Genomic DNA, 24,185 nt, shown 5'->3' with positions numbered 1-24,185 from the left:
GTGTCGGCATGTTGCGACGACTCCTCACCGCCCTGGCGCTGCTGGCGCCGCTGCTGGTGCCCTTCGCGGCACCGGCGCCGGCCGGCGCCTCGACCTTCGCGCCCGCCGGCGGGCGGCTGATGTTCGCCGGCCAGTCCACGAAAGTGTCGTGGGACGACTACACGTCGTTCGCCGCCGCGCCCAGCGGCGGCTCCGTCTACTACGAAGTGAAGTCCGGCACCTGGGTCAACGCCGGGCACCGCGACTACGCCACGTTCCTGGCCCAGCAGGGCAAGATGATCCAGGTCGGCGTGTCGTGGAAGGACAACCCGCCCGGCTTCAACGGCGGCGACGAGAACACCAAGGCGGCCCGGTCCCGGGCGGTCACCGCGGAGCTCGCCGCCGGCGGTTACGCCGCGCAGTTCAACCAGCTCATCGCGTTCATCAACCAGTACCCGAACGCGAAGTTCTTCCTGCGCCTGGACTACGAGGTGTCCAGCTTCTACCACTGCACCGACGCCTCGTGCTCCTCGTACAAGAACGCGTTCGCCCGGATCCGCTCGCTGATCGAGGGCCAGAAGCGGCAGGACAACGTCACCTACGTGTTCCACCCGGTGCGCGGCGAGTACGAGCAGATGTACCCCGGTGACGCCGTCACCGACTGGGTCGGCGTGTCCGTGTTCGCCCACGAGCTGTGCATGCCGATCTACGACAACGGATACCTGTACAACGGCACCCCGCCCCAGAACTACGACACCGGTGCCCTGCAGTGCCGCAACGCCTACATCGGCACCGACGCAGGCGGTAACCAGGCCGCGGTGTGGAAGAACTGGGACTACGACGGCAACGTGCTCAAGATGATGAAGTTCAGCAAGGACCACGGCAAGCCGATGATCGTGTCGGAGTCCGGGATGATGAACTTCACCGACAACGGCGGCGACACCGCCGGCATGGAGGAGACCCGCGGCGACATGTGGGTCAAGCGGCTGTTCGGCCTGATGAACTACAGCGGCCCGATCCCGAACCTGTCCGGCAGCTACGACCTGCGTGACGTCATCAAGGCCGCCGTCTACATCGACCTGGACTTCCGCTACGGCTGGGACGGCATCCAGGACGGAAGTTTCGACTTCCCCGTCAACTCCACCTGGTTCGTCGACGGCCGGCTGTCACGGTACGGCGCGGCGAAGGCCTCCTTCTGCCAGGGCCTCACCGACCGCGGCTTCGTCACCACCTGCTCCGGCGGCAGCACCGGCACCGTCAACCGGATCATCGGGCAGGGCTCCAACCGCTGCATCGACGTCAGCGGCGGCCGGACCACCGACGGCGCCGCCGTCCAGCTGTGGGACTGCCTCGGCAACGGCGCGCAGCAGTGGCGCCGCAGCGGCAACACGTTCGTCAACCCGCAGTCGGGCAAGTGCCTCGACGCAGCCGGCGCCGGCACCGCCGACGGCACCGTCCTGCAGCTGTGGACCTGCCTGAACAACAGCGCCCAGCAGTGGGTGGTCAACGGCAACGGCACGATCACCAACCCCGCCTCCGGCAAGTGCATCGACGCCACCGCGTGGGGGACCGCCAACGGCACCCGCCTGCAGCTGTGGACCTGCGGCGCCGGTCAGTCCAACCAGAACTGGCGCCTGGCCTGACACCTGTGTCAGTAGTACGACACCCCCGAGAACAGTACGAAAGGGAAATCCGCCACATGTCCCGAAGATTCAAGATCGGCCTGGGCATCTTCGCGGCGACCGTCGTCGCCGTGCCCCTCATCACCGCCGTGACCACCCAGTCCGCCAGCGCCGTGGCCGGCCGTAACCTGCCGCCCAACGGCAAGGTCATGTTCCTCGCCGGTCAGACCACCCCCGACCTGACCGCGTACAAGCAGCAGGTGCTCGACGTCGACGCGTCCTTCCCCCGTCCGGGCGGCGTCACGCTGTACACCAACATCTCCCCGAACGCGTGCAACGGCCTGACCGCCACCTGCAACCTGAACGGCAACATCTTCAACTTCAACCAGACCCTCGCCGAGTACCCCGGCGCCGCGCTCGCGGTCGGTCTGTACCTCGCGGACAACCCCGGCTGCGCCAACCAGCCGTTGCGGGCGATCATCGGCCGGCAGGACGCGGACATCGCCGGCGCCCTCGGCCAGCAGTACCGGCAGAACCTCGACAACCTGATCGTCTACCTGCGCAACACGAACCGGTCGGTCTACCTGCGGGTCGGTTACGAGTTCGACGGCCCGTGGAACTGCTACAACTACGACTTCTACAAGGCCGCGTTCCGCGTGGTGAAGCAGCGCATCGACGCCCTCGGCGCCACCAACGTGGCCACGGTGTGGCAGAGCGCCAGCTACGCCAAGGACGGCGACGCGCAGTACAAGTTCGACTTCAGCAACCCGAGCCACCTGTCCGACTGGTACCCCGGCGACGACGTCGTGGACTGGGTCGCGCTGAGCACCTTCTACTGGGACGCGAACTACCGCCAGTACCAGTGGGCCTGCGACAACCCGACGAGCAGCCCGAAGGTCCTCTACGACCGGGTGCTCAACTTCGCCCGCAGCCACAACAAGCCAGCGATGATCTCCGAGTCGACCCCGCAGGCGTACCGCACCGCCAACCTGGACGCCAGCTGCACCAACGTCAACAACCGGGTCTCGCTCAACGGTGACTGGACGAAGATCGGCACCTGGTACAACGAGTACTTCAACTACATCAACAGCAACGCTGACGTGCTGCGCGGCGCCGCGTACATCAACAGCAACTGGGAGGCCATCGCCCAGTTCGCCTGCCCGCCGGGTGCCTCCTCGGGCCAGCCGGGCTGCTCCGACGGGTACTGGGGCAACAGCCGCATCCAGGACAACGCCAACATCAAGTCGAACTTCAAGCGGGAGCTGCAGAACTCGCTGTTCGTCAACGGCACCCTGACCGGCCGCGGCGCCAACTGGGGCGGCGGCACCGGCCCGACCACCCAGCCGCCGACCAGCAACCCGCCGACCTCCAGCGGGCCGACCGGCAACCCGGGCAACCGCAACGCGTTCGCCACGATCGAGGCCGAGTCGTACAACAGCCAGAGCGGCATCCAGAAGGTGACCACGTCCGGCGCCAGCGGCGGCCAGGAGGTCGGCTACACCAACAACGGTGACTGGATCAAGCTCGACGGCGTCGACTTCGGCGGCCGCAACCCCAACCAGGTCGTGTTCCGCTACTCCTCGGCCCGTCCGACGAGCCAGGCGTTCACCCTGGAGTTCCACGCGGGCTCGGCGACCGGCCCGGTCATCGCCGCACCCGGCATCCTCGGCACCGGCAGCTGGACGACGTACAAGGAGATCGCCTTCAACGTCAGCAACCTGCCGGCCGGCACCACCTCCATCACCGCGGTGATCCGGTGCAGCGACAGCGCCGACGTGATGGACATCGACTGGTTCCGCTTCCAGTAGCGGACCAGCTGCAGGACCCGTGGTGGCCGTCGGCGTCGGCTGCCACGCCCAAACCCGGCGGCGGTGAGCAGGGGTGCCCACCGCCGCCGGTCCCTGCGTGTGGAAGGCCCATGTAAACAACCGAAAAACATCGAAACTGCTCGGTGTCCTGCACCGTTCATACCTACCTTGAGGGCCCCAAGACCCCCAAGGAGGCTCGATGAAGGCAACCGTCCGCCAACGGCGGCCGTTCCTCATCGCGGGCGTCGCGCTGCTCATGGCTCTCACCGGCCAGATCAGCGCGGCGTCCGCGCACGTTCCCGTAGCGCTGTCAGAGCCGTCGGTGTTCGGTGCCGGCGCCCGTCCGGTCGCGCAGCCGTCGGATGACGCCTCGCGCGGGCTCGTGCACCGCGGCCTGGTCGCCGACAAGGCCGGCGCCTGCGTCGGCGGGCTGCGGGTCACCGCCGTCAACCCGGTCATGTGCACCCACGGCCCCGACGCGCCGCCCAACGGACTCAGCGTGAAGTCGCCGGTCGCCGCCGCTCCCGCCACGGTTGCCGCCGCCGTCGCCGCGCTGCCCGTCTGCGAGGGCGACGGCGTCTCCGGCCGCCGCGTGGAGATCCTGTACGTGCACGGCAACACCGACCGGTACGGCCAGTTCCTGGAGACGTTCCGCCAGATCGGCGAGGGCGTCGACGTCATCTACAACGAGAGCGCCAAGGAGACCGGCGGCGAGCGGCACGTCCGCTTCGTCACCGAGTCGGTCAACGGGCAGTGCCGTCCGGTCGTGCGCAACGTGCGGGTCGCGGACTCCACCCTCGGCGATTTCGGCGCGAGCGTCAACGCCGTCAAGGCGCTGGGCTACAACCGCACCGACCGCAAGTACATGATGCTCACCGACGCCAACGTGTACTGCGGCATCGGCGGCTTCGCCGGCGACACCCGCAAGAGCGACGACAACCGCTCCAACTTCGGCCCCGAGTTCGGCCGGTCCGACAACGGCTGCTGGAACGCCGCCGTCGCCTCCCACGAGCTCGGCCACAACCTCGGCGCGGTCAACAACAACGCGCCGAACGCGTCCGGCGGCGCGCACTGCACCGACGAGTACGACGTCATGTGCTACTCCGACGAGCCGAACCACCCGCCGATGCGGTACATCTGCACCGACCGCAACCACGAGAACCGGCTCGACTGCGGCCACAACGACTACTACTCGACCGCCCCGGCACCCGGCTCCTACCTGGCGAACAACTTCAACGTCGCCGACAACCTGTTCCTGATCCGCGGCGGCCAGTCGCCGATCCGCACGATCGTCGGCGTCGGCTCCAACAGGTGTCTCGACGTCTCCGGCGGCAGAACCGCCGACGGCACGGTCGTGCAGCTGTGGGACTGCCTCAACAACGGCGCCCAGCAGTGGCGCCAGGTCGAGCTCGCCCTGGTGAACCCGCAGTCCGGCAAGTGCCTGGACATCGACAGGGCGGCCACCGCCAACGGCTCGAAGGTCCAGCTGTGGACCTGCTACGGCAACACCGCCCAGCACTGGGTGATCCGCTCCGACGGCTCCATCTTCAACCCGCCGTCGGGCCGCTGCCTGGACGCGTCTGGCCGCGGCACCGCCAACGGCACCCCAATGATCATCTGGGACTGCCTCGGCCTGCCGAACCAGCAGTGGTCGGTGCGCTGACCCGTGGTATTGACGTCGGTCATGGGCCGGTCATCCGGTCCGGCCCATGACCGATCCCGCTGAACGTGAGGATCAGGCGCGGGGCCTGTGAGGATCGTGTAAAGGGCATGGCGGGGCGCGACGACGGGCGCCTATGTTCGTCGCGTGCGGCGGGGGTTGCGGACGGCGGCGTGGGTCATGGTGGCGGTGCTCGGTGCCGCGTGCTTCCTGGACCGCCTGCCGGCCTCGCGCCACTCGGAGCAGCGCGACGTCGTCCTGACCACCGACATCGTCGCCGGCGTCTGGGTCGGCCACGTCAGCGGCGTCCGCCGGCCGGCTAGGCGGCCCGCGGGGGTGCCGTGCTCTCCCGGACGACCAGGTCCGTGGCGAGCTCGATGCGGGTGGACTCGAGGCGCTCGCCGTTGACGATGCGCAGCAGGGTGCGGGCGGCGACGACGCCCATCTCGTGCAGCGGCTGGCGGATGGTGGTGAGCGGCGGGGCGGTCCACTGCGCGAAGTTCAGGTCGTCGAAGCCGACGACGCTGATGTCGCCGGGGATGGTGAGCCCGGCGCGGCGCACCGCCTCGTAGACGCCGGTGGCCTGCTGGTCGCTGCCGGCGAAGATGGCCGTCGGCGGGTCAGGCAGCTCCAGCAGCGCCTGCGCGGCGTGCAGGCCGCCGTCGTGGTGGAAGTTGCCGTAGCGGATGAGCCGCCGGTCGACCGGCAGGCCCGCCGACTCCAGGGCCGCGCGGAAGCCGGCGATGCGGGCGCGGGTGCACTGGAACTGTTCGTGGCCGCCGATCGCGGCGATCCGCCGGTGTCCGAGCGCGGCGAGGTGCTCTGCGGCGCTGTAACCTCCGGCGAAGTTGGTGGCGCCGATCGCGGGCGTGCCGGGCGGCGGCTGGTTGACCGCGTCGACGATGACGAACGGCAGGTTGCGGCGGGTCAGGTCCTCGTGCTGGCGCTCGGCGAGCTCGGAAAGCACGAGGATCGCGCCCTCGGAGCCACGTGCCAGCAGCGACTCGACCCAGCGGCGGGTCAGCGACTGCCGATTGTGCACGGCCGACACGACCAGGGCAAGCCCCGCCTCCTCGACGACCTCCTCGACGCCGGTGAGGATCGAAAGCCCCCACACGCTGTCGAGCTCGTTGATGACGAGGTCGACGAGGTCGTTGCGCCGGCGGCGGCCGTTCTTCGCCGCTCGCGGCCGCTGGTAGCCGCGCTCGGACATGAGCCGCTCGATGGTTTCGCGGGTCTTCGCGGCAACGTCGGTGTGACCGTTGAGCACCTTCGACACGGTCGAGATCGCGACGCCCGCTTCCTGCGCGATCTCCGCCATCGTGGGGCCGGTCTTCATCGTCATGGCTCACCTGGGTTTCGAAAACGATTGTCGAACCATCGGGGCGTGGCTTGTGATCGGCACCGTACACCCCACACCCCCATTCCGAAACATTTCCCGAAATATCGTAGAAACTTCGGGGATGTGCGGATTGTTTCGATGGAAGGACGGTTCGGCGCATGCGCCGTTCAATGCAGCTTCGCCGGGTCATGACCGGGATACTCGCCGCCACCACCGCGGTTGCCCTGACCGCGTGCGGCAGCTCCGGCCCCGGCACCTCGAAGGCCGGCGAGCCGAGCAAGGTCCAGGTCTGGGCCCTGCAGGACGCCGCGGTCAACCCGATCGCCACCAGCAGCATCGACGCGTACAACAAGGCGAACGGCACCAAGATCGAGCTGGTCACCTACGTCAACGACGCCTACAAGCAGAAGCTGCAGGTCGCGATGGGCTCGCCCGCCGCGCCGGACGTCTTCTTCAACTGGGGCGGCGGCAACCTCGCCGAGTTCGTCAAGGCCGGCCAGGTCGCGCCGCTCGACGACGCCCTCGCCAAGAACCCCGACCTGAAGGCCAAGTTCCTGCCGAGCGTGCTGGACGTCGGCAAGGTCGACGGCAAGCAGTACGGCCTGCCGATGCTCGGCGTGCTCCCGGTCGTGCTGTTCATCAACAAGGACGTCTTCGCCGCCGCCGGCGTGCAGCCGCCGAAGACCTACGCCGACCTGCTCTCGCTCGTCGACACGTTCAAGGCCAAGGGCATCACCCCGATCGCCCTCGCCGGCTCGCAGGGCTGGACCGAGCTGATGTGGCTGGAGTACCTGCTCGACCGCATCGGTGGCGCCGACAAGTTCGCCAACATCGCCGCCGGCAAGGAAGGCGCCTGGCAGGACCCGGCCGTCGTCAAGGCCCTCGGTGAGATCCAGACGCTCGTCAAGCGCGGCGCCTTCGGCACCAACTTCGCCAGCGTCAACTACGACAACCAGGGCGCCTCGAAGCTCTTCGCGACCGGCAAGGCCGCCATGCACCTGATGGGCACCTGGGACTTCTCGGTGCAGAAGGACGCGAACCCGGACTTCATCAAGAACGGCAAGCTCGGCTTCACCGCGTTCCCCGCGTACGAGGGCGGCGCCGGCGACCCGAAGTCGGTCGTGGGCAACCCGAGCAACTACTACTCGGTCAACGCCGCGTCGAAGAGCAAGGACGCCTCCATCGACTTCCTGGCCAAGTCGCTGACGTCCGACCAGTACATCAACGGCCTCATCGACGCCGGTCAGGTGCCCGCCGTGAAGGGCGTGGAGACCACCCTGAAGTCCAAGCCCAACGCCGACTTCACCGGCTTCACCTACGACCTGGTCGCCAACGCCCCGAGCTTCACCCAGTCCTGGGACCAGGCGCTCAGCCCGTCGGTCAGCACCGAGCTGCTCACCAACCTGCAGAAGCTGTTCCTCGGGCAGGTCACGCCCGACGCCTTCGTCGCCAACATGGCCAAGGCGAAATGACGACGTCGAAGGCGGCGGCGCGGCCCGGAGTCATCTGGGCCGCGCCGGCGGTCCTGTTCTTCGCCGCGTTCGGCATCCTGCCGGTCGTCGCGGTCGTCTACCTCAGCTTCACGAAGTGGAACGGGCTCGGCGACCCGGTCTGGACCGGCCTGTCGAACTGGACGGCGTTGGCCGACGACGCCGAACTGTTCAACGGCGTCGGCAAGACCCTCATCCTGACCGTCGTCTCGTGGCTCGGCCAGACGCCCCTCGCGCTGCTCATCGGCGTCTGGGCGGCCGGGTCGCAGCGCAGCCGGGCGGTGCTGTCGACGCTGTTCTTCCTGCCGCTGCTGCTGTCCACCGCCGCGATCTCGGTGACCTTCGTGTCGCTGCTCGACCCGAACTTCGGCCTCGCCGCCGACTACGGCAAGTACTTCGGCGCGCCGGACGGCAACTTCCTGGGCGACCCCGACAAGGCGCTGTACGTCATCGCGTTCGTCATCGCCTGGCAGTTCGTGCCGTTCCACACCCTGCTGTACCAGTCGGCGACCCGGCAGATCCCGGCGTCGCTCTATGAGGCGGCGGCGCTGGACGGCGCGACGGGGGTGCGGCAGTTCTTCTCCATCACGCTGCCGCAGTTGCGCAACACCATCGTCGCCTCATCGGTGCTCATCCTCGTCGGCTCGCTCACCTACTTCGAGATGATCCTGCTGATGACGAACGGCGGCCCCGGCACCTCGACCCGGGTCCTGCCGCTGCACATGTACATCAAGGGCTTCGTCGGCTTCGACATGGGCTACGCCAGCGTCCTGGCCGTCGTCCTCGTCACGCTCGGCACCGCCCTGTCGATCGTCGTCGTCAGGCTCACCGGCTACCACCGGATGGCCAGCGACCGGGAAGGTGCCTGATGAGCCTCGACCTCGCCCGACGGCCGGTGCACCGCACCCGGTCCGTGCCGCCGCCACCGCCCGGCGCCCGCCGGCGCGGCCGGCCGAACTTCCTGGCCGGGATCGCGGCCACGGTGTGGCTGCTGATCGTGGCGGTGCCCGTGTACTTCGTGGTCATCACCGGGTTCCGCACGCCGGACCAGTACATCGGGCAGGGCCCGCTGGACCTGCCGACGAAGCCGACGCTGGACAACTTCACGTCGCTGTGGGACCTCGGGTTCACCAGCTACCTCACCAACAGTCTCATCGTCGCGTTCGGCACCGTGGCGCTGGTGCTCGCGGTGGCGCTGCCGGCCGCGTACGCGATCGTGCGCAACCCGAACCGCACGGTCCGCTCCATGTTCAACGTGTTCCTGCTCGGCCTCGCCGTGCCGGCACAGGCGGTCATCGTGCCGATCTACCTGATCATCACCCGCCTGCAGATGTACGACACCCTGCTGGCGATCGTCCTGCCGACCGCGGCGTTCTCGCTGCCGATCGCGATCGTCGTGCTCACCAGCACGCTGCGCGACATCCCGAACGAGCTCTACGAGGCGATGACCGTCGACGGCGCCACCGCGGCGCGGGTCTTCGGCCGGCTGGTGCTGCCGCTGTCCCGGCCGGGGCTGGTCAGCGTCGGCATCTTCGTCGGCCTCGGCGCATGGAACGGGTTCCTGTTCCCGCTGGTGCTGACGCAGAGCGACGAGCAGCGGGTGCTGACGCTGGGCCTGTGGAACTTCCAGAGCCAGTTCGGGACGAACGTGCCGGGCCTGATGGCCGCGGTCGTGCTGTCCGCGCTGCCGGTCCTGGCGCTGTACCTGTTCGGCCGCCGTCATCTGCTCAGCGGACTCGCCGCGGGCTTCGGCAAGTAACACACTCACGAGGGACGACCAATGACTGCCGGCTCCATCCGAAACCCGGTCCTGCCCGGATTCCACCCAGACCCGTCGATCCTGCGGGTCGGCGACGACTACTACCTCGCCACGTCGACCTTCGAGTGGTATCCGGGCGTGCGCCTGCACCACTCCAAGGACCTCGTGCACTGGCGGCCGCTCGGTGGCGCGCTGGACAGCGTCCGGCTGCTCGACATGACCGGCAACCCCGACTCCGGCGGCGTCTGGGCGCCCTGCCTGTCCTATGTGGATGGTCTGTTCCACCTCGTGTTCACCGACGTGAAGTCCTACTCCGGCTTCTGGGACACCCCGAACTACCTGGTGACCGCGCCGTCGATCGAAGGCCCGTGGTCGGCGCCCGTCCCGCTGCACGCGCAGGGCTTCGACCCGTCGATGTTCCACGACGACGCCACCGGGCAGAGCTGGCTGCTGTCCAACCGCACCGACTGGCGGCCCGGGCACGCCTGGGCCAACGGCATCATCGCCCAGCGGTACGACCGCGACCTCCGCCAGCTCGTCGGCGACCCGGTCGACGTCTACACCGGCACCGCGGCCGGCATGACCGAGGGGCCGCACCTGTACCGGCGGGACGGCTGGTACTACCTCGTCACCGCCGAGGGCGGCACCGAATGGTTCCACCAGGCGACGGTCGCCCGCTCCCGGGACGTGCTCGGCCCCTACGAGTCCGACCCCGCCGGGCCGCTCATCACCGCCGTGCACCGTCCCGACCTGATGCTGCAGAAGGCCGGCCACGGCAGCCTCGTCGAGACCCCCGACGGCGAGTGGTTCTTCGCCCACCTCACCGGCCGCCCGCTCAGCCCGCGCGGGCGGTGCGTCCTCGGCCGGGAGACCGCGATCCAGCGGGTCACCTGGACCGACGACGGCTGGCCGCGCATCGACGGCGGCGTCCCGCACGACGTCGTCGACGGCCCGGCCCTGCCGGCGCACCCGTGGCCGGACGAGCCGGAGACCGACGACTTCACCGGCGCGCTGCTCGGCCCGCAGTGGAGCACCCTGCGCCGGCCCGCCACCAGCAACTGGGTGTCCACCCACGCCCGCCCCGGGCACGTGCGCATCCACGGTGGCCGCTCGCCGGGTGCGCAGTCCGGCGAGAGCCTCGTCGGGCGCCGGGTCCAGCACGCGCGGGCGACGTTCGAGGCGACGGTCGAGTTCGCGCCGGTGCACTTCCAGCAGCTGGCCGGCATCACCGCGTACTACAACAGCCGTAACTGGTTCCTGCTGCGGGTCGGCTACGACGAGACCGGCGGCCCGTTCGTCGACGTGCTCTCCAGCGACCGGGGGCGGGTCACCGCGCACGGTCCCGCGGTGCCGGTCGACGGGCCGGTCCGGCTCCGGCTGGACCTCGACGGCGGGGTGCTGCGCGCGTCGTACGGCGACGTGGAGTGGGGCCCGTTCGACGCGAGCATCCTCTCCGACGAGTACGCCCAGGAGTCCGACAACGGGGTGCCCCGCGCGTGGGGCTTCACCGGCGCGTTCTTCGGACTGTGGGTGCAGGACATGACCGGCGGCGGGCTGCCCGCGGACTTCTCCGCGGCGACCTACAAGCCGCAACCCTGACCGGACCGGGCATCAGGTTGCCCGGGCGATGCTCCACCGGCAGGGTTCGACGCCCCTGACCGGGCCCGGACGCCGGCGTTCGCTGGGCTCCTCGCCGCTGCGGTTACCGCATGCCGAGGAGCCCGACGGCGCCGGCCGGCACGTCTTGCGGCCACCCGGGCGGTCGGCATCCACGCGAGACCGGTGGCGGCGCCGGCCTACGTGGCGCGGGCGTTGACGGTCAGGCGGACCAGGCGCCGCCCGGCGGTGGTGTCGACCGTGAGGTCATCGGCGAGCTTGTCGGCCAGCCACAGGCCCCGCCCGTGGATCTGCTCGGGCGGGGGAGCCTGCGCTGGGACGAGGAACCGCCACGGCGTGGTGCCGGTGTCGGTGATCTCGACGACGAGCCTGCCCGCCTGTGAGATCAGGGTGACCGCGGCCGTGCCACCGCCGTGCTCCACCGCGTTGATGACGATCTCGTTGACGGCGATGATGAATCCGTTCACCCGTTCGGGTGACAGGCCGGCCTCGCGGGCGGCGTCCGCCACCCGCTCCCGGACGTCGCCGACGCCGGCCACCGTCACCGGCGGCAGGGCCACCAGCATCGGTGATGTGTCAGGGTCGTCCCGCATGTCGTGTCCACAGGTCGTGTACTGCTGCGGCGCCGTCGCGCCCCCGTCGCAGCCACCATATAGGGTCAGCAGGTGCTTGTCGTTTCGCGCCGGGAGGGGCCATGACGCTGTCGATGTCGACCACCCGCGACGACGACACCTGCACGGTCAGCATCGCCGGGGACGTGGACCTCTCCACCGCCGGTGAGCTGGACCGTGAGGTGCTCGCCGCCGTAGACAGCGGCGCCACCACGGTCGTGGTGGACCTGGCGGAGGTGACCTTCATCGACTCGGCCGGCATCAACACGCTCCTCAAGGCCCGCCGGCACGCCGGGGAGCAGGGCCGGCAGCTCCGGGTCGCCAACGCGGCCGGCGTCGTGCGCGACGTGCTCGAGATGACCGGCGTCCTGGCGCACCTGTCCGGTTGACCCTCCGGTCGCGGCGTTCATCGTCTGGTCGCACCTTGGTGTCGGAGTGGGTGCGGCGCAGTGCTGATGCGACACTGGGCGGGTTCGAGCGGGCGGAGGGGCGAGAGGCAGGGGCACGGGTGCCGAGGCGCGGCGGGAAGGCGTTGGCGGTCAGCGAGGAGAAGCTGCGCCGGCTGCAGGCGGTGACCGACGCCGCCCTGTCACAGCTCGGCCTCGAGGACCTGCTGCACGAGCTGCTGGAGCGGACCCTGGACATCCTGCGCGCCGACAGTGCGGCCCTGCTGCTGCTCGACCACGACGGCACCGAGCTGGTCGCCATGGCGACCGCCGGTCTCGACCGGGAGCCCCGGCACGAGGTGCGGGTGCCCATCGGCCACGGCTTCGCCGGCGGCGTCGCCGTCCGCGGTGCCGCCGTCGCCGTCGAGCGCTTCGACCGGGCCGGCAGCGGCGGCACCGACTTCGACACGGTGCTGTTACCAGCGCGGACCACGTCCGTCCTCGGCGTGCCGATGCTCAGCAGCGGCCGGGTCATCGGCGTGCTGCACGTCGGCACCCTGCAGCAGCGCTCGTTCAATGCCGACGACATCGAGCTGCTCCAGCTCGTCGCCGACCGGGCCGGCCTCGCCACCGAGGCGCGCCGGTCGCACCTGGACCGGGCGGCTGCCGTCGCCCTGCAGCGCAGCCTGCTCCCGGCCCGCCCGACGGCGGTCCCCGGCCTGGACGTCGCCGTCCGGTATGTCCCCGGTGCCCAGGTCGGCGTCGGCGGTGACTGGTACGACGTCTTCGACCTCCCGTCAGGGCACGTCGGCATCGTCATCGGCGACGTCGCCGGCAGCGGCCTGCACGCGGCGGTGGTGATGGGCCGGATCCGCAGCGCGCTGCGCGCGTACGCGATGGAGACCGACGACCCGGCGGACGTCCTCACCCGCCTGGACCGCAAGGTGCAGCGCTTCGAGCCCGACGCCATGGCCACCGCCGTCTACGCCGTCCTGGATCCGGACCTCAGCACCGTGACCTTGTCCAACGCCGGCCACCTGCCACCGGTCCTGTTGGCCGGAGGGGATGACGACCAGCCGAGCCGCATGCTCAGCATCCCCCCGGACCTGCCCCTGGGCGTGTACCGCGACGCCGCCCGGCGCAACACGCGGCTGCCGCTGGAGCCGGGCCAGGGCCTGTTCCTGTACACCGACGGCCTCGTCGAGCGCCGTGCCCGCGGGATCACCCCGGGCCTGCAGCGAATGGTCGGCGTGCTCGCCGCCGTGACCACCGCCGACGCCACCTGCAACGCGGCGATGACCCTCCTGGACAACGCCGCCCCGACCGACGACGTCGCCGTCCTCGCGATCCGCCGCACCTGACACACGGTCCTTACCGTGCGTGACGGCTACGCCACGTGGTTGCGGATGGCCGGGTCCAGGACGTCGGTGGGGTCCCAGCCGGCGTCTTCCCCGTCGACCGGCGCGGCGGCGAGGAACGCGGCCTCGACCGGGCGCAGCGACTCGATCAGCGCGCCGACCGGGTGACGGTCGGTGAACCTGGCGCCGTCCCGGTCGACCAGCAGCACGGCGAGCGGCTGGTCGCCGCCGAGCGGCAGGTCCGGGTAGACGTCGCCACCCCAGTGCAGGACCGGGGCGCCCGCGTCGGCGAACCGTCCGGCGCCCGCGAGCATGAGCAGGTCGGTCTGCGTGCTGTAGACGTCACCGCGGTAGTCGTATAGGTAGATCTCCAGCGCGTCGTCGCGGTGCCGGGCGAGGGTGAATCCGTCGGCCGCGCGGGCCGCGAGCAGCTCCAGCGGGGTCCTGGCCCGGGCGGCGCGGATCCCGGCCACCGCGGCGGGGTAGCCGGCGAGCTCCGTGAGGTCCCAGTCGGTGCCGGCGCCGTCGATCGCCCAGCCGGCCCACATCGCCGCCGGATTGGCGATCACGTCGAGCCCGGGCAGCGGCGCCGCCAGCCAGCCGTCGAACCCGGCCCTGGACATCGGCATCCGCGTTGCCACCATGTACGAGCGACCACTCACGCGCCCGACAGTAGCCGTAGTGTTGGCCGGGTGACCGAGCTCCCCACGTTTCAGTTCGGGTTCCCCGGCCCGCTGCGCGACGCGCTCGTCGCCGCGGTCCTGAACGGCACGAAGACGACCACGACCGGGCTGCTCCAGGACTGGGAGATCGACGGTGAGCCGCTGCCCGCCGCCGGCGACCGGTCGGCCGTGGTCGACTCCGCCGAGCGTCCTGTCGCGGTGATCGAGCTGACCGGCGTCGAGGTCCGCCGCCTCGGCGACGTCGACGCCCGGCACGCCCGCGACGAGGGCGAGGGCCACGCCACCGTCGCCGCCTGGCGGGCGGGGCACGAGGAGTTCTGGCACGGGGCCGACTACCGCGGCTGGCTCGGCGACCCGGGGTTCACCGTCGACGACGACACGCCCGCCGTCCTGCAACGCTTCCGGGTCGTCGAGAAGCTCTGACCTCGCTGTCAGTACACCGTGCCGCCGTCGGCAGCGAGCGCCTCGGCCACCTCGGTGAGGACCGCCCGCCACTGGGTCTCGTCCTGCTTGGGCAGCACGTCGTCCCACAGGACCAGGCAGCTGCCGCGCAGCTGCTCGAAGCCGGCCGGCCGGCCCATGAACCACAGATGCAGGTGCGCCGCGCCGTCGCCGATCTTCGACGCGTGCACCCTCGCGATCCCGCCCACGGACATGATGGCCCGCTCGACCCGCTGCAGCATCGGCCCGAGCTCGGCGGCCCGCTCCGGCGGCAGGGTGCCCAGGTCATAGTGGCCGATCGGGCACAGCAGCACCACGACCGGCACCGCGCTCGGCCCGCCGGCGTGCCGGAGCATCCAGTGCTCGTCCGCCCAGACCGTCCTCGCGGTCTCGTCCTTACAGATCATGCACGACTCGGGCCCGTCCTCGCCGTTGCGCGGCGGCTCCGGCAGCACCGGCGGATCGAGCGAGCGCACCCGCAGCTCGCCGTCGAACGGGAACGTGTCCCACCCGGGAATCCCACTGCCGTCGAACGGCGTCGACGGCTCACCGACGGGCAGGTGCCGCACGAAACGATCGGTCATGCCGCCGATCATGCCAGGATGCTCGCCATGGATCTGTCCCGTCGCGTCATCGTCGCGCTCGACCACGACAACGCCCAGGACGCCGCCGCGATGGTCGACCGTCTCGGCGACGCCGGTCAGGCGTACAAGATCGGTCTGGAGCTCCTGACCGCCGCGGGCCCGTCCCTGGCCGCCGCGCTCGCCGCCATCGTCGACGACCTGCGGGCGGCTGCGCGTGAGCACTCCCGGGTGACCCGATCCGTCAGTTCCTGAAGTCGGTCCGGGGCTCGGGCGGTGCGCCGCTGACCCTGGTGACGATGTCGCCGGCAACGTCGCGGAGCTTGCGGTTGCGGCTCTGCGACGCCCGGCGCAGCAGGTCGAAGGCGGTGGCGGCGGTGCAGCGCTGCTGCGCCATCAGGATGCCGATGGCCTGGTCGATGACGCTGCTGGAGACCATGGCCTCGGCGAGCTGATCCAGCAGCTGGGACTGGCGAAACTGGCGGACGGTGAGCGTGAGTGCGTCGGTGCACTGCGCCGCGATCCCTTCCGCCTGCTTGCGGACCGGCGCGGTGAACACCCGTGTGGCGGCCGCGTAGAGGTTCATCGCGCCGAGACTCTGCCCCTCGACGATCAGCGGCATCGACAGTGAGCTCGCGATACCGTGCGCGACCGCGTGCGGCCGGTACGCGCTCCAGCGCCGCTCCCGACGGAGATCTTCGACGACAACGACCTCGGCGCCCCGCATGGCATCCAGACACGGACCTTCGTCGGCGCCGTACTGGATCTCGTCGACCTGACCGGCCAGCGCGTCACTGACCGCCACCGAGAACGGCCGCCCGTCCCGCCGCACCGTCATCCCGCACGCCACCGCGGGTATCACCGCCGCGGCGGCGACATGCACCAGCCGGTCGAGGAAGTCGTCCAGGTCGTGCGCCTGCACGAGCAGCCCGAGCAGCTGCGCGGCGGTCGAGTGTGGCTGCTCGATCACGACGGGCCGCCTTCCTGAGGTCGGCACTGAAATTTTCTTATCTGTACCTTCTTGCCCAGATTCGCCGCGCACTACTCGCTCAGCCGTGCTTTATCTGGGCCAGTTGCGCGGATGGTCCCTGGCGACCCCCTCACCACGTCACTGGGCTGCGGCCGCCGGTCCGGTCCAGGCGGTTGACGGCGGTGTTCCTCATCGAGAGGTTCGCACGTACGCGAGCGCGCGGGCGACGTTGGCCGGGACGTCGTCGACGGAGTCGAGGACGAGACGGTCGTCGGTCCAGCCGGCGAATCCGTCCCGCCGGGCCAGGACCGATTCCCAGGTGGGTTCGGCGTCGCCGGCGATCGCGTTGTCGGCGCGCTCGGCGAGGCGGCGGCGGTGCAGGGCCTCGTCGGAGCAGATCACCTCGACGAACCGCAGCGGCACCTCGTGCCGGGCGGACAGGTCGCGCCACTGCCGGCGGGCGACCTCAGCGTCGTTGACGGCGTCGACGATCACGGTCTGGCCGAGCTTGAGCATCACGCTGGCGAGGGCACCGACCACGACGAACGCGGCGAGCCCCGTCGGCTGGTCCCGGTCGACGCCGGCGGCCCACAGCGCGACCTCGACCGGGTCGACGGGCAGGACCGGCGCCGGCAGCTCCCGCGCCAGCTGCCCGGCGATGGTGCTCTTCCCGGTCCCCTGCAGGCCGCACATCACGATCAGCACCCAGACAGGCTGCCACAGACGTCAGCCGAGCGGATCCCAATGGCCGTTGCTGCCGAGCTCCGCGGCGACAGTACCGTGCGGGGATGCTGTCGACGCGGTTCACGAGCCTGGCAGGGGTACGGCACCCGATCATGCTGGCGCCCATGGGCGGCTCCGCCGGCGGTGCGCTCGCGGCGGCCGTCTCGCGGGGCGGTGGGCTCGGGATGCTCGGCGCGGCCGACGGCGACCCGGCGTGGCTGGCGCGCGAGGCGCCGGTCGTCGCGGCCACCGGGCTGCCGTGGGGGATCGGCTTCCTCACCTGGATGACGACCGTCGACGCGGTGCGGCGGTCGCTCATGTACGGGCCGCGAGCCGTCATGCTGTCGTTCGGCGACGCGCGCCCGTACACCCGCATCGTCCGCGACTCGGGCGCCCTGCTCATCCTCCAGGTCACCGACCTCGCCGAGGCCCGCGAGGCGCTGGATCTCGGCGCCGACGTCGTCGTCGCGCAGGGCACCGAGGCGGGCGGGCACGGCGCGCTGCGTGGACGCTCGACCCTGCCGTTCGTGCCGGCGGTCGCCGACCTCGCCGGGCAGGTGCCGGTCCTCGCCGCGGGCGGCATCGCCGACGGCCGTGGTGTGGCGGCGGCGCTGGTCCTCGGCGCGGCCGGGGCGGCGATCGGCACCAGGTTCCAGGCGACCACCGAGGCGCTGGTGGCCCCCGCCACCGCGTCGGCGCTGGTGGCGGCCCGCGGCGACGACACCGAACGCAACCGGGTGCTGGACATCGCCCGCGGTTCGCGCTGGCCGTCGCGGTTCGCGGCCCGTACGCTGCGCCACCCGTACATCGACCGCTGGCGCGACCGCGAGGACGAGCTCGCCGCCGACGAGCAGGCCCGGCGCGACTACCAGGACGACGTGGCCCGCGGCGCCGTCCCGCCGCTGCCGCTCTGGGCCGGCGAGGGCGTCGACCTCATCACCGACCTGCCGTCGGCGGCCTCGCTCGTCCCGGCGCTCGGCGCCCAGGCCGAGGCCGCGCTGGCCCGCTGCTCAGGTGCCGCCCCAGCGTTCTAGGAACTCGCCGGCGGTCAATTCGTCGAGCTGGCGCCGCACGTACCCGAGGTAGTCGGCGTCCCCGTGTTCCAGGTCGGGCTTGAGCTCCAGCGGCACGGCGAGCACGACCTCACCGGTGTCCCGCCGGGTGACGACCAGGTGCCCGTACACGGTCGGCGTGCCGGGGCCGCCCGGGCCGGTGCTGTCGTCGAACAGCGACTGCACGGCGGCCGCCGCGAACAACCGTATGACCGCCCACCGTCCCGCCTTCGCCGTCGTGACGACGTCGGCCGCCAGCACCTCGGCGGCGGGCGCGTCCAGATCGAGCTCCACCGTCAGCCCCGCGCGTCGTCGCTGCGGTGCTCGACGGCCCAGGCGCAGATCACGGCCAGCGGCTCCCGCAGCGTCTTGCCGAGCACAGTCAGGACGTACTCGACGTGCTGCGGCGGCTTGAGCACGGACGCGAGGCGCTCCAACGCCTGCCGCGTCGCGCAGTCCTCCTCGGTGACGTCCAGCACCACCGGCGACACTTGCACCCCCGAGCGTCGGTCTCGTCGAAAGGCACCAAGGAAGTGCCCTTCTGTCGGTCGGCCGCGACGCGTCCTACCGCCGGTGCTCCACGGTAGCCACTGAGAGGAACGGCGCCACAATGTCCCGGCACCGCATCCACACGTACACCGCCGTGTTCGATGGTCTTGAAGGTCGAATTGTGCCGGGCGGCACATTGCTGCGGTCGTTCGATGGCGACGGGATGTCGGCTGGGAGTTCAGCTGGGAGTTCAGCTGCGCCAGCGATGCAGCCGCCGTCGTTCACGTACAAGGCGAGCACACCAGCACCGGTGGCGGCGACGAACCGCTCGCTGGCGACAGCGAAATCCTGCGGGTCCAGCACACCCCGGGTCTCCAGCAACTGCCAGCCCTTGCCGAGTTCGTACAGGTGCTCATGCTGATACCCGAAACCGAGAGTCGCCTCCTCATCGGTGAGGAGACAGCCGGACCGCGCCAACACGAACGTCCCGAAGAAACCCACCGGCGCACCGTACGCCAACAGTTCGGCAGCAAGTCACCACCACGTTCCGCAACCGCGGAGGTTTCGCACGGTCGCGGTTGCCTCGGTTCGGTCGCAGGCCCGAACTTCACAGATCTGCAGCTGCACTGCGTTCGAGATGCCTTCCACCCTTCGATGATCCCTGGCCATGCCTGTTGGACCGCCTTGGGCAAGCGCGATCGGTCGATGCTCGCGTGGCCAGGTGCTGCTCATTGCACGGCAGGAAGCGTCGGCAGCGTCGCCGAGGCGCGTCGCTCGCTGCGACGACCACGGTGCCGGCGCCGCGCCGGACCAGCGGCTATGAGCGTGCACCGTCGATCACCCGGCGGGTGGGGTGGAGAGTCGCCGAGTGCCGTGGCGTGGTCCGCGGTGACAGCGCGAAGGTCGTCTCGTGCGCAGGAACCCGCGAGAACAGCTACAGCGTCGCCCCTACGATTGCGCGGTGATCACACCGCCGTTGCCGCCTGAGCTGATCGCGGAAGTTCCCGAGCTTGTGCGGTACGGCCGGACAGCCACCCGCCTGCATCCGCGCCCCGGTGACGTCACGGCCGCCGACAGCCACATCGGCGGACCCTTACGTTGCCGTGGCCCCACGCGGCATCGTGGAAGCAGTAGCCGAGCGATGCACTGCGGTACACCGGATTCAACCGGCTCATGCCGCACCACCCGAGGAACGCCCCGTCGGCGTCCCTGACATTCGGTGCCGACCACCCGCAAGGGATTTCCGAACGCCCGTAGAGGGCAGACTGGGAGGCGTGGACGATCAGGGGCGGGCGACGTTCGTGCTGCATGAGCACGCCAAACCGCGGCACCACTTCGACCTGCGCTTGGAGGAGGACGGGGTCCTGCGCTCGTGGGCGGTTCCCCGCGGCCTGCCGGACGACCCGAGGCACAACCGTCTGGCGGTCGCGGTGCCGGACCATGACCTCGAGCACCTGACCTACACCGACGCCGACAAGTCGATTGCCGACATCGGCTGGTGGCAGGAGGTGGACCGCAACGACAAGCGCATCGTCTTCACACTGCACGGCCGGGGCGCCCCGCGAACGTACGCGCTGATCAGAACGGACTCGGACTGGCTGCTGCACCTCATGAAGGCCTAGCGACCGGTTCGAACTGAATGGACCCGCCGTCCGTCATCGGCGCGGCGAGCGCGATCCGCCCGATCGGGCCGGATGGTGCACCGTCCGGCCCGATCGGGGCGCAGAACCACTCCGGCTTCGTGCCGGAGATCCGGGGTTCAGCTGCAGGTGGAGCCGTTGAGCTTGAAGCCGGTGGGGGCGCCGGCGTTGCCGGTGTGGTTGGCCTGGTAGCCGATGGTGGCGGAGGCGCCCGGGGCGAGCGTGCCGTTGTAGCTGACGTTGGTCGCGGTCACCGTGCCGCTGGACGGGGAATAGGTCGCGCTCCAGCCGCCGGTGATGGTCTGCCCGGCGGGCAGAGTGAAGACCAGGTTCCAGCCGTTGATGGCGGTGCTGCCCGTGTTGGCGATCGTGATGTTGTTGGTCAGGCCGGTGTTCCACGCGCTGACCGCGTTCACGACCCGGCAGGTGCCGGCACCGCCCGGGCTGCTCTTCGAGGGCGAGGGCGACGGCGATCCGGGTGTCTTGGACGGCGACGGCGAGATGGGCGGGGTGGTGGGAGACGTGCCGCCGGCGGCGTTGATGATGGCGCTGACGATGCCCTGCTGGGTTACCGTGTTGGAGCTGCGGTTGAACAGGCCGAGCCCGTACTGGCCGTTGTATCCGTTGTCCCAGTAGGCGCTCGCCCCGCCGTACTTCTTCGCGGTGGCGACCACTGCCTTGGCGAAGTTCGCACGGTAGGTGTTGTTCGCCGCGTCGGCCGACGTCTTGTCGACCGAGCCGTACTCACCGACGAAGAACGGATATCCCTTGGTGACGAAGGTGTCATATATCTTCTTCAGCATCTGGTCCATGTAGTCTTCCTGACCCCAGGTCGACTTCTTGGCCGGGTTGGTCGCGGCCGCACCCCACTGCGTGATGTTGCCGTCCTCTTGACCCGCGAAGTCCCACGGGTCGTAGTAGTGCACGGAGATCATGAGTCGCTGCTCGCCGCTCGGGATGGAGGACGACCGATAGGTGTCGGTGGGCAGCGAGAAGCCGTAGTTGCCGGTCGTGTACTCGATGTTGGTGTTCCAGCCCGGGATGAGCAGCCAGCGCGAGGCGTTGGTGCCGCCGGTCCGCCGGACGGTGTCGACGAAGATCTGGTTGTAGGCGACGATGTTCGAGTAGCACGGCTGGGTGGGGTTGCCGTACTGCCCGTCGAACTCCTCGTTCATCGACTCGAAGATCAGGTGGTCGTTGTAGCTCGCGAACTTCGTCGCGACCTGCTGCCAGACCTTCTGGTACTTGGCCTTGATCGTGGTCTGGTCCGACGCGTCGCAGACCAGCCAGGAGCCGGTCACGCTCTTGTAGCCGTCGCCATGCATGTTGATCAGCACGTACAGGCCGGAGTTGTAGGCGTAGTTGACGACCTCCTGGATCCGGCTCAACCAGGCCGAGTCGACGGTGTAGTTCGGGGCGGCCCCGATCTTTCCCAGGTACGACACGGGGATGCGGATCGTCTTGAAGCCCGATGCCTTCACCCGGTCGATGAGAGCCTGGGTGATGACCGGATTGCCCCAGGCCGTCTCGCTGGGAATGCCATTGGCGTTGGCCTCCAGCTGGTTGCCGAGGTTCCACCCGGCGCCCATGTCGGCGACCAGTTGGGGAGCGGTCAGCTGCGCCGCGGCGTTGGCCGCGGTCGACCTCGCCACGCCGTACACGGCTCCGGTGAGGGCCAGGCCGGCGGCAAAGACTGCGAGCCCGGCCCTCCTAACTCTCGAACTCATGAGGCTTCCTCTCGTACGGTCTCGAGCGCCGGACGTGACGGCGTCTCCGGTCCGAACCTGGCGAGGAGTGTTGCCACGGCCGCGACGGGTGTCAATCGATGCGCTTCGACGAACATGTTCGTTAGGCCGCCGCAGGCCGCTGAACAGCGGTTTTCCGTCGAAGACCGCGAAACCGGCTCTGCATCTTTCGGAAATTGTCGATATCCTGGTTGCCTGACCAGCGGGCCGGCCGCCGCCACTCGCCGTCGCCGTGGTCAGCTGGCGCGAGGGTTCCAGCGGACCGTCCGGCGCCGCACTGACGTCCCGCGCAGTGGGGCACGAGCGGCAGGCGGCGCTCAGCGCCCGTCGATGTCGGGTGGCACCTCGATCGCGGCCCGGGAGGCGGCGGCGCACGGTGGCACGCTTGCCTCGGCGGCGACGATCTGTGGGTCGCGGGACGCCGGTGAGCGTAGGAGCGAAGGGTGGAACGCCGTTTCGCCGCCGCGGCCGAGGTTTCGATGCCGCTGACCATCGCGGCGCGGGGGCGGCTGTCGTCAGGTGGCCGGCCGGTCCACACCGACTCGGGTCGTTGCCCGACCTGCGGCGCGCCCTCAGGGACGGCGTAACACTCCGGCTCCGGACAGTGGTCCCGAACCACAACCGGGGCGCGGATTCGCGACTCAGCGCCGACCGACTGCACGCACATCGGCGGAGTCGGTCGTCCGTCGCTGGGAGGTGCCGCGCTGATCGCGGCCAGATCCGGATGTGCCGGCGCCGGGCCGGCGAGGCGACTCGTAGGATCCAGGACATGTCCGATCTTGCTTCCCGGTTTGCCCAGCTCGCTGGCGAATACGGCGCCCGCAAGCGGGCGGCGACCGCGCTCGTCGAGCGCTGGGACTGGTACAGCTGGCCGGGCCTGGATCTGCGTCCGTTGCACTTCGAACGGGACCTGCTCAGGCCCGGCCGCAGGCTGGATACGCGACCGCCGGCGGACCGGGATGTCCTACGGATCGGTTTCGACGCCGAGGGCCGCGCGGTGGTGACCGAGGAGTACTCCGGCTTCCTGCACGGCCGCCTGTACTACGAGACGTTCGTCCGCCACGGCAGCGACGTGGTGGAGGTGGCGCATTTCGACACGGACGGGCCCATCTACCTACACGAGTACCGCTTCGTGGGCGGGCTGATGCGCTCGGCTGACACCGTCGCGCGGCGCGGCTCGGGGCGAGAGTCGTACAGGTACACCCATGGGCGGATCAGCCGTGTCGAGATCGAGCACAACGGCCGGCCACGTTCAACGCTGACGGCCGAACACGACGACGACGGCCTGGTCCGCCTCGTCGAGGTCATGGGCCACTGGTCCGAAGTGCGCTACGAGCGGCCGCCGGCCGGGTTCGACCTCGACGTGGCATGCCGGGCCATCGAGGACGCCCTGGTCGCGTTCATCCCGGACGCCGTGGCGCGCCTGACGGTCAACGGCCCCGCCGCCTGCGTCGCGCTGAGCTATCACCAATCGCGCGCGCTGTCCGTCGAGGTCCACGCGTCCACCGCGGACGAGCGCGCCGCCCTGGCGGCGATCGACCCGCAGGCCGCATGGTCGCCGGCCGACTTCGAGACCGGTACCGACCTCGACCTTGCCGAGGCGGGACCGGTGCGGCTGGTGTGGCAGGAGCTCGCCCTGCTCGATGCGGCCGACCCCGGCGCCGGATCCGAGATCGGGCGTCGACTGTTGTGTTCGGCGGCCGCTCGGCTCAACCTCCGCGACTGGTCGGCCACGCTGCCAGTCACCGACGACTTCGTGGTGTACGCGGTCGACCTTGAACTGGTCGACCTAGAGCGGAACCTAACCGACTGCCTGCCGCCCGACCGGCTCGCCTCCCTCCGCGCGCTCGGCCCGGCATGACCGACCTCAGGCCCGACCTGCGCATCCGCACATCGGCTACGAGCGAGCATTAGCGCGCCGAGCCGCTGCCACACAGTGTGACGATCTTCGTGTCATCTGCCGCGAGACCCGCGGAATGACCGGAAACGTGATCAAGCAGCCAAGAGGGCAGCAGTACGCGCCAGCCGGTTGGCGGTCGAGGACGAGAAGCCAAAAACTGATGACCCTGCTGGACTGGTTGTGTCCCGGCTGCGACGTACGTTGCTCGACGAGCCTCGCAGACCGTGTCGACACGCTGTGCGGTCTCTGCGCCGCTGCCGTGACCTGAAGGCAGTTGCCGGCCGACGCTCAGGAGATGATCGACGGCGCCATCCGCCGCGGCAACATAC

At 70.2% G+C, this 24,185-nt stretch carries 24 protein-coding genes; 14 read left to right on the top strand and 10 right to left on the bottom strand.

Features of this window, described 5'->3' with window-relative positions; genetic code table 11:
* Positions 1-8: 8 nt before the first annotated feature.
* The 3 genes from ACQEVZ_RS04600 (at position 9) to ACQEVZ_RS04590 (ending at position 5,072) form a co-directional block, all read left to right on the top strand.
* Entirely contained in the window at positions 9-1,622 is a 1,614-nt protein-coding gene (locus tag ACQEVZ_RS04600; protein ID WP_433361664.1) for an RICIN domain-containing protein, read from the top strand.
* Positions 1,623-1,678: 56 nt separating this feature from the next.
* Positions 1,679-3,409, top strand: a complete 1,731-nt coding sequence (locus ACQEVZ_RS04595) for a carbohydrate-binding protein (protein WP_433361661.1) — start codon at positions 1,679-1,681, stop codon at positions 3,407-3,409.
* Between the two features lie 199 nt (positions 3,410-3,608).
* Positions 3,609-5,072, top strand: coding sequence for an RICIN domain-containing protein (locus ACQEVZ_RS04590; protein ID WP_433361658.1), 1,464 nt, complete (start codon positions 3,609-3,611; stop codon positions 5,070-5,072).
* Positions 5,073-5,388: 316 nt separating this feature from the next.
* On the opposite strand, the gene ACQEVZ_RS04585 is transcribed toward ACQEVZ_RS04590, so the two are convergent.
* Positions 5,389-6,414 carry a LacI family DNA-binding transcriptional regulator gene (locus tag ACQEVZ_RS04585; protein ID WP_433361655.1) on the bottom strand — a complete coding sequence of 342 codons (1,026 nt, stop codon included), beginning with the start codon at positions 6,412-6,414 and terminating at the stop codon, positions 5,389-5,391.
* 185 nt (positions 6,415-6,599) lie between these two features.
* On the opposite strand from ACQEVZ_RS04585, the gene ACQEVZ_RS04580 reads away from it, so the two are divergent.
* Genes ACQEVZ_RS04580 through ACQEVZ_RS04565 form a run of 4 tightly spaced genes read left to right on the top strand, consistent with a single transcriptional unit; the run spans position 6,600 to position 11,259 of the window.
* The gene (locus ACQEVZ_RS04580; RefSeq protein WP_433361652.1) at positions 6,600-7,883 is read left to right on the top strand and encodes an extracellular solute-binding protein; all 1,284 of its coding nucleotides are present in this window, start codon (positions 6,600-6,602) and stop codon (positions 7,881-7,883) included.
* The gene (locus tag ACQEVZ_RS04575) at positions 7,880-8,770 is read left to right on the top strand and encodes a carbohydrate ABC transporter permease (RefSeq protein ID WP_433361649.1); all 891 of its coding nucleotides are present in this window, start codon (positions 7,880-7,882) and stop codon (positions 8,768-8,770) included. Before ACQEVZ_RS04580 ends, ACQEVZ_RS04575 begins: the two co-directional genes overlap by 4 nt.
* On the top strand, positions 8,770-9,660 hold the full coding sequence (locus ACQEVZ_RS04570; RefSeq protein ID WP_433361646.1) for a carbohydrate ABC transporter permease: 891 nt from the start codon (positions 8,770-8,772) through the stop codon (positions 9,658-9,660). Before ACQEVZ_RS04575 ends, ACQEVZ_RS04570 begins: the two co-directional genes overlap by 1 nt.
* A 21-nt stretch (positions 9,661-9,681) precedes the next feature.
* Complete coding sequence (locus ACQEVZ_RS04565; protein ID WP_433361643.1) at positions 9,682-11,259, top strand: glycoside hydrolase family 43 protein; 1,578 nt, start codon at positions 9,682-9,684, stop codon at positions 11,257-11,259.
* A 197-nt stretch (positions 11,260-11,456) separates the two neighbouring features.
* Here the strand turns inward: ACQEVZ_RS04565 and ACQEVZ_RS04560 are convergent, their stop codons facing one another.
* A complete protein-coding gene (locus ACQEVZ_RS04560; RefSeq protein ID WP_433361640.1) occupies positions 11,457-11,870 on the bottom strand; it encodes an ATP-binding protein in 414 nt (137 codons plus the stop codon).
* A gap of 101 nt (positions 11,871-11,971) precedes the next feature.
* On the opposite strand from ACQEVZ_RS04560, the gene ACQEVZ_RS04555 reads away from it, so the two are divergent.
* Positions 11,972-12,277, top strand: a complete 306-nt coding sequence (locus ACQEVZ_RS04555; protein WP_433361637.1) for an STAS domain-containing protein — start codon at positions 11,972-11,974, stop codon at positions 12,275-12,277.
* 119 nt (positions 12,278-12,396) lie between these two features.
* Positions 12,397-13,635 carry a PP2C family protein-serine/threonine phosphatase gene (locus ACQEVZ_RS04550; RefSeq protein WP_433361634.1) on the top strand — a complete coding sequence of 413 codons (1,239 nt, stop codon included), beginning with the start codon at positions 12,397-12,399 and terminating at the stop codon, positions 13,633-13,635.
* Positions 13,636-13,661: 26 nt separating this feature from the next.
* Here ACQEVZ_RS04550 and ACQEVZ_RS04545 read toward each other — a convergent pair whose 3' ends face one another.
* On the bottom strand, positions 13,662-14,294 hold the full coding sequence (locus tag ACQEVZ_RS04545; RefSeq protein ID WP_433361631.1) for a hypothetical protein: 633 nt from the start codon (positions 14,292-14,294) through the stop codon (positions 13,662-13,664).
* A gap of 30 nt (positions 14,295-14,324) precedes the next feature.
* Between ACQEVZ_RS04545 and ACQEVZ_RS04540 the strand changes: the two genes are divergently transcribed.
* Complete coding sequence (locus tag ACQEVZ_RS04540) at positions 14,325-14,738, top strand: ASCH domain-containing protein (protein ID WP_433361628.1); 414 nt, start codon at positions 14,325-14,327, stop codon at positions 14,736-14,738.
* An 8-nt stretch (positions 14,739-14,746) separates the two neighbouring features.
* Here the strand turns inward: ACQEVZ_RS04540 and ACQEVZ_RS04535 are convergent, their stop codons facing one another.
* Complete coding sequence (locus tag ACQEVZ_RS04535; protein ID WP_433361625.1) at positions 14,747-15,340, bottom strand: HIT family protein; 594 nt, start codon at positions 15,338-15,340, stop codon at positions 14,747-14,749.
* Positions 15,341-15,367: 27 nt separating this feature from the next.
* Between ACQEVZ_RS04535 and ACQEVZ_RS04530 the strand changes: the two genes are divergently transcribed.
* Entirely contained in the window at positions 15,368-15,592 is a 225-nt protein-coding gene (locus tag ACQEVZ_RS04530) for an orotidine 5'-phosphate decarboxylase / HUMPS family protein (protein WP_433361622.1), read from the top strand.
* Here ACQEVZ_RS04530 and ACQEVZ_RS04525 read toward each other — a convergent pair.
* Both ACQEVZ_RS04525 and ACQEVZ_RS04520 read right to left on the bottom strand, forming a co-directional pair.
* Positions 15,582-16,307, bottom strand: a complete 726-nt coding sequence (locus ACQEVZ_RS04525) for a GAF and ANTAR domain-containing protein (protein WP_433361619.1) — start codon at positions 16,305-16,307, stop codon at positions 15,582-15,584. The genes ACQEVZ_RS04530 and ACQEVZ_RS04525 overlap by 11 nt on opposite strands.
* Positions 16,308-16,496: 189 nt before the next feature.
* On the bottom strand, positions 16,497-17,012 hold the full coding sequence (locus tag ACQEVZ_RS04520; RefSeq protein ID WP_433361616.1) for an AAA family ATPase: 516 nt from the start codon (positions 17,010-17,012) through the stop codon (positions 16,497-16,499).
* 83 nt (positions 17,013-17,095) lie between these two features.
* Between ACQEVZ_RS04520 and ACQEVZ_RS04515 the strand changes: the two genes are divergently transcribed.
* Positions 17,096-18,064, top strand: coding sequence for an NAD(P)H-dependent flavin oxidoreductase (locus ACQEVZ_RS04515; RefSeq protein WP_433361613.1), 969 nt, complete (start codon positions 17,096-17,098; stop codon positions 18,062-18,064).
* Here ACQEVZ_RS04515 and ACQEVZ_RS04510 read toward each other — a convergent pair.
* The 3 genes from ACQEVZ_RS04510 to ACQEVZ_RS04500 form a co-directional block, all read right to left on the bottom strand.
* Positions 18,041-18,376: a hypothetical protein gene (locus ACQEVZ_RS04510; RefSeq protein WP_344510939.1), complete on the bottom strand. Its 336-nt coding sequence runs from the start codon at positions 18,374-18,376 to the stop codon at positions 18,041-18,043. The two genes, ACQEVZ_RS04515 and ACQEVZ_RS04510, sit on opposite strands and share 24 nt — an antisense overlap.
* Before the next feature lie 2 nt (positions 18,377-18,378).
* On the bottom strand, positions 18,379-18,564 hold the full coding sequence (locus ACQEVZ_RS04505; protein WP_344510937.1) for a winged helix-turn-helix transcriptional regulator: 186 nt from the start codon (positions 18,562-18,564) through the stop codon (positions 18,379-18,381).
* 82 nt (positions 18,565-18,646) lie between these two features.
* Positions 18,647-19,072, bottom strand: coding sequence for a hypothetical protein (locus tag ACQEVZ_RS04500; RefSeq protein ID WP_433361608.1), 426 nt, complete (start codon positions 19,070-19,072; stop codon positions 18,647-18,649).
* 773 nt (positions 19,073-19,845) lie between these two features.
* On the opposite strand from ACQEVZ_RS04500, the gene ACQEVZ_RS04495 reads away from it, so the two are divergent.
* Positions 19,846-20,193, top strand: a complete 348-nt coding sequence (locus ACQEVZ_RS04495; RefSeq protein ID WP_344510931.1) for a DNA polymerase ligase N-terminal domain-containing protein — start codon at positions 19,846-19,848, stop codon at positions 20,191-20,193.
* A gap of 137 nt (positions 20,194-20,330) precedes the next feature.
* On the opposite strand, the gene ACQEVZ_RS04490 is transcribed toward ACQEVZ_RS04495, so the two are convergent.
* Positions 20,331-21,938: a cellulase family glycosylhydrolase gene (locus ACQEVZ_RS04490; RefSeq protein WP_433361605.1), complete on the bottom strand. Its 1,608-nt coding sequence runs from the start codon at positions 21,936-21,938 to the stop codon at positions 20,331-20,333.
* 742 nt (positions 21,939-22,680) lie between these two features.
* Here ACQEVZ_RS04490 and ACQEVZ_RS04485 point away from each other — a divergent pair.
* The gene (locus tag ACQEVZ_RS04485) at positions 22,681-23,817 is read left to right on the top strand and encodes a hypothetical protein (protein WP_433361602.1); all 1,137 of its coding nucleotides are present in this window, start codon (positions 22,681-22,683) and stop codon (positions 23,815-23,817) included.
* Positions 23,818-24,185 lie beyond the last annotated feature (368 nt).

The organism is Dactylosporangium sp. CA-152071 (genome assembly GCF_050936335.1).
GTDB lineage: Bacteria > Actinomycetota > Actinomycetes > Mycobacteriales > Micromonosporaceae > Dactylosporangium > Dactylosporangium maewongense.
The sequence above is the reverse complement of the archived record's forward strand: the minus strand, read 5'-3'. Positions and strand labels throughout refer to the sequence as shown.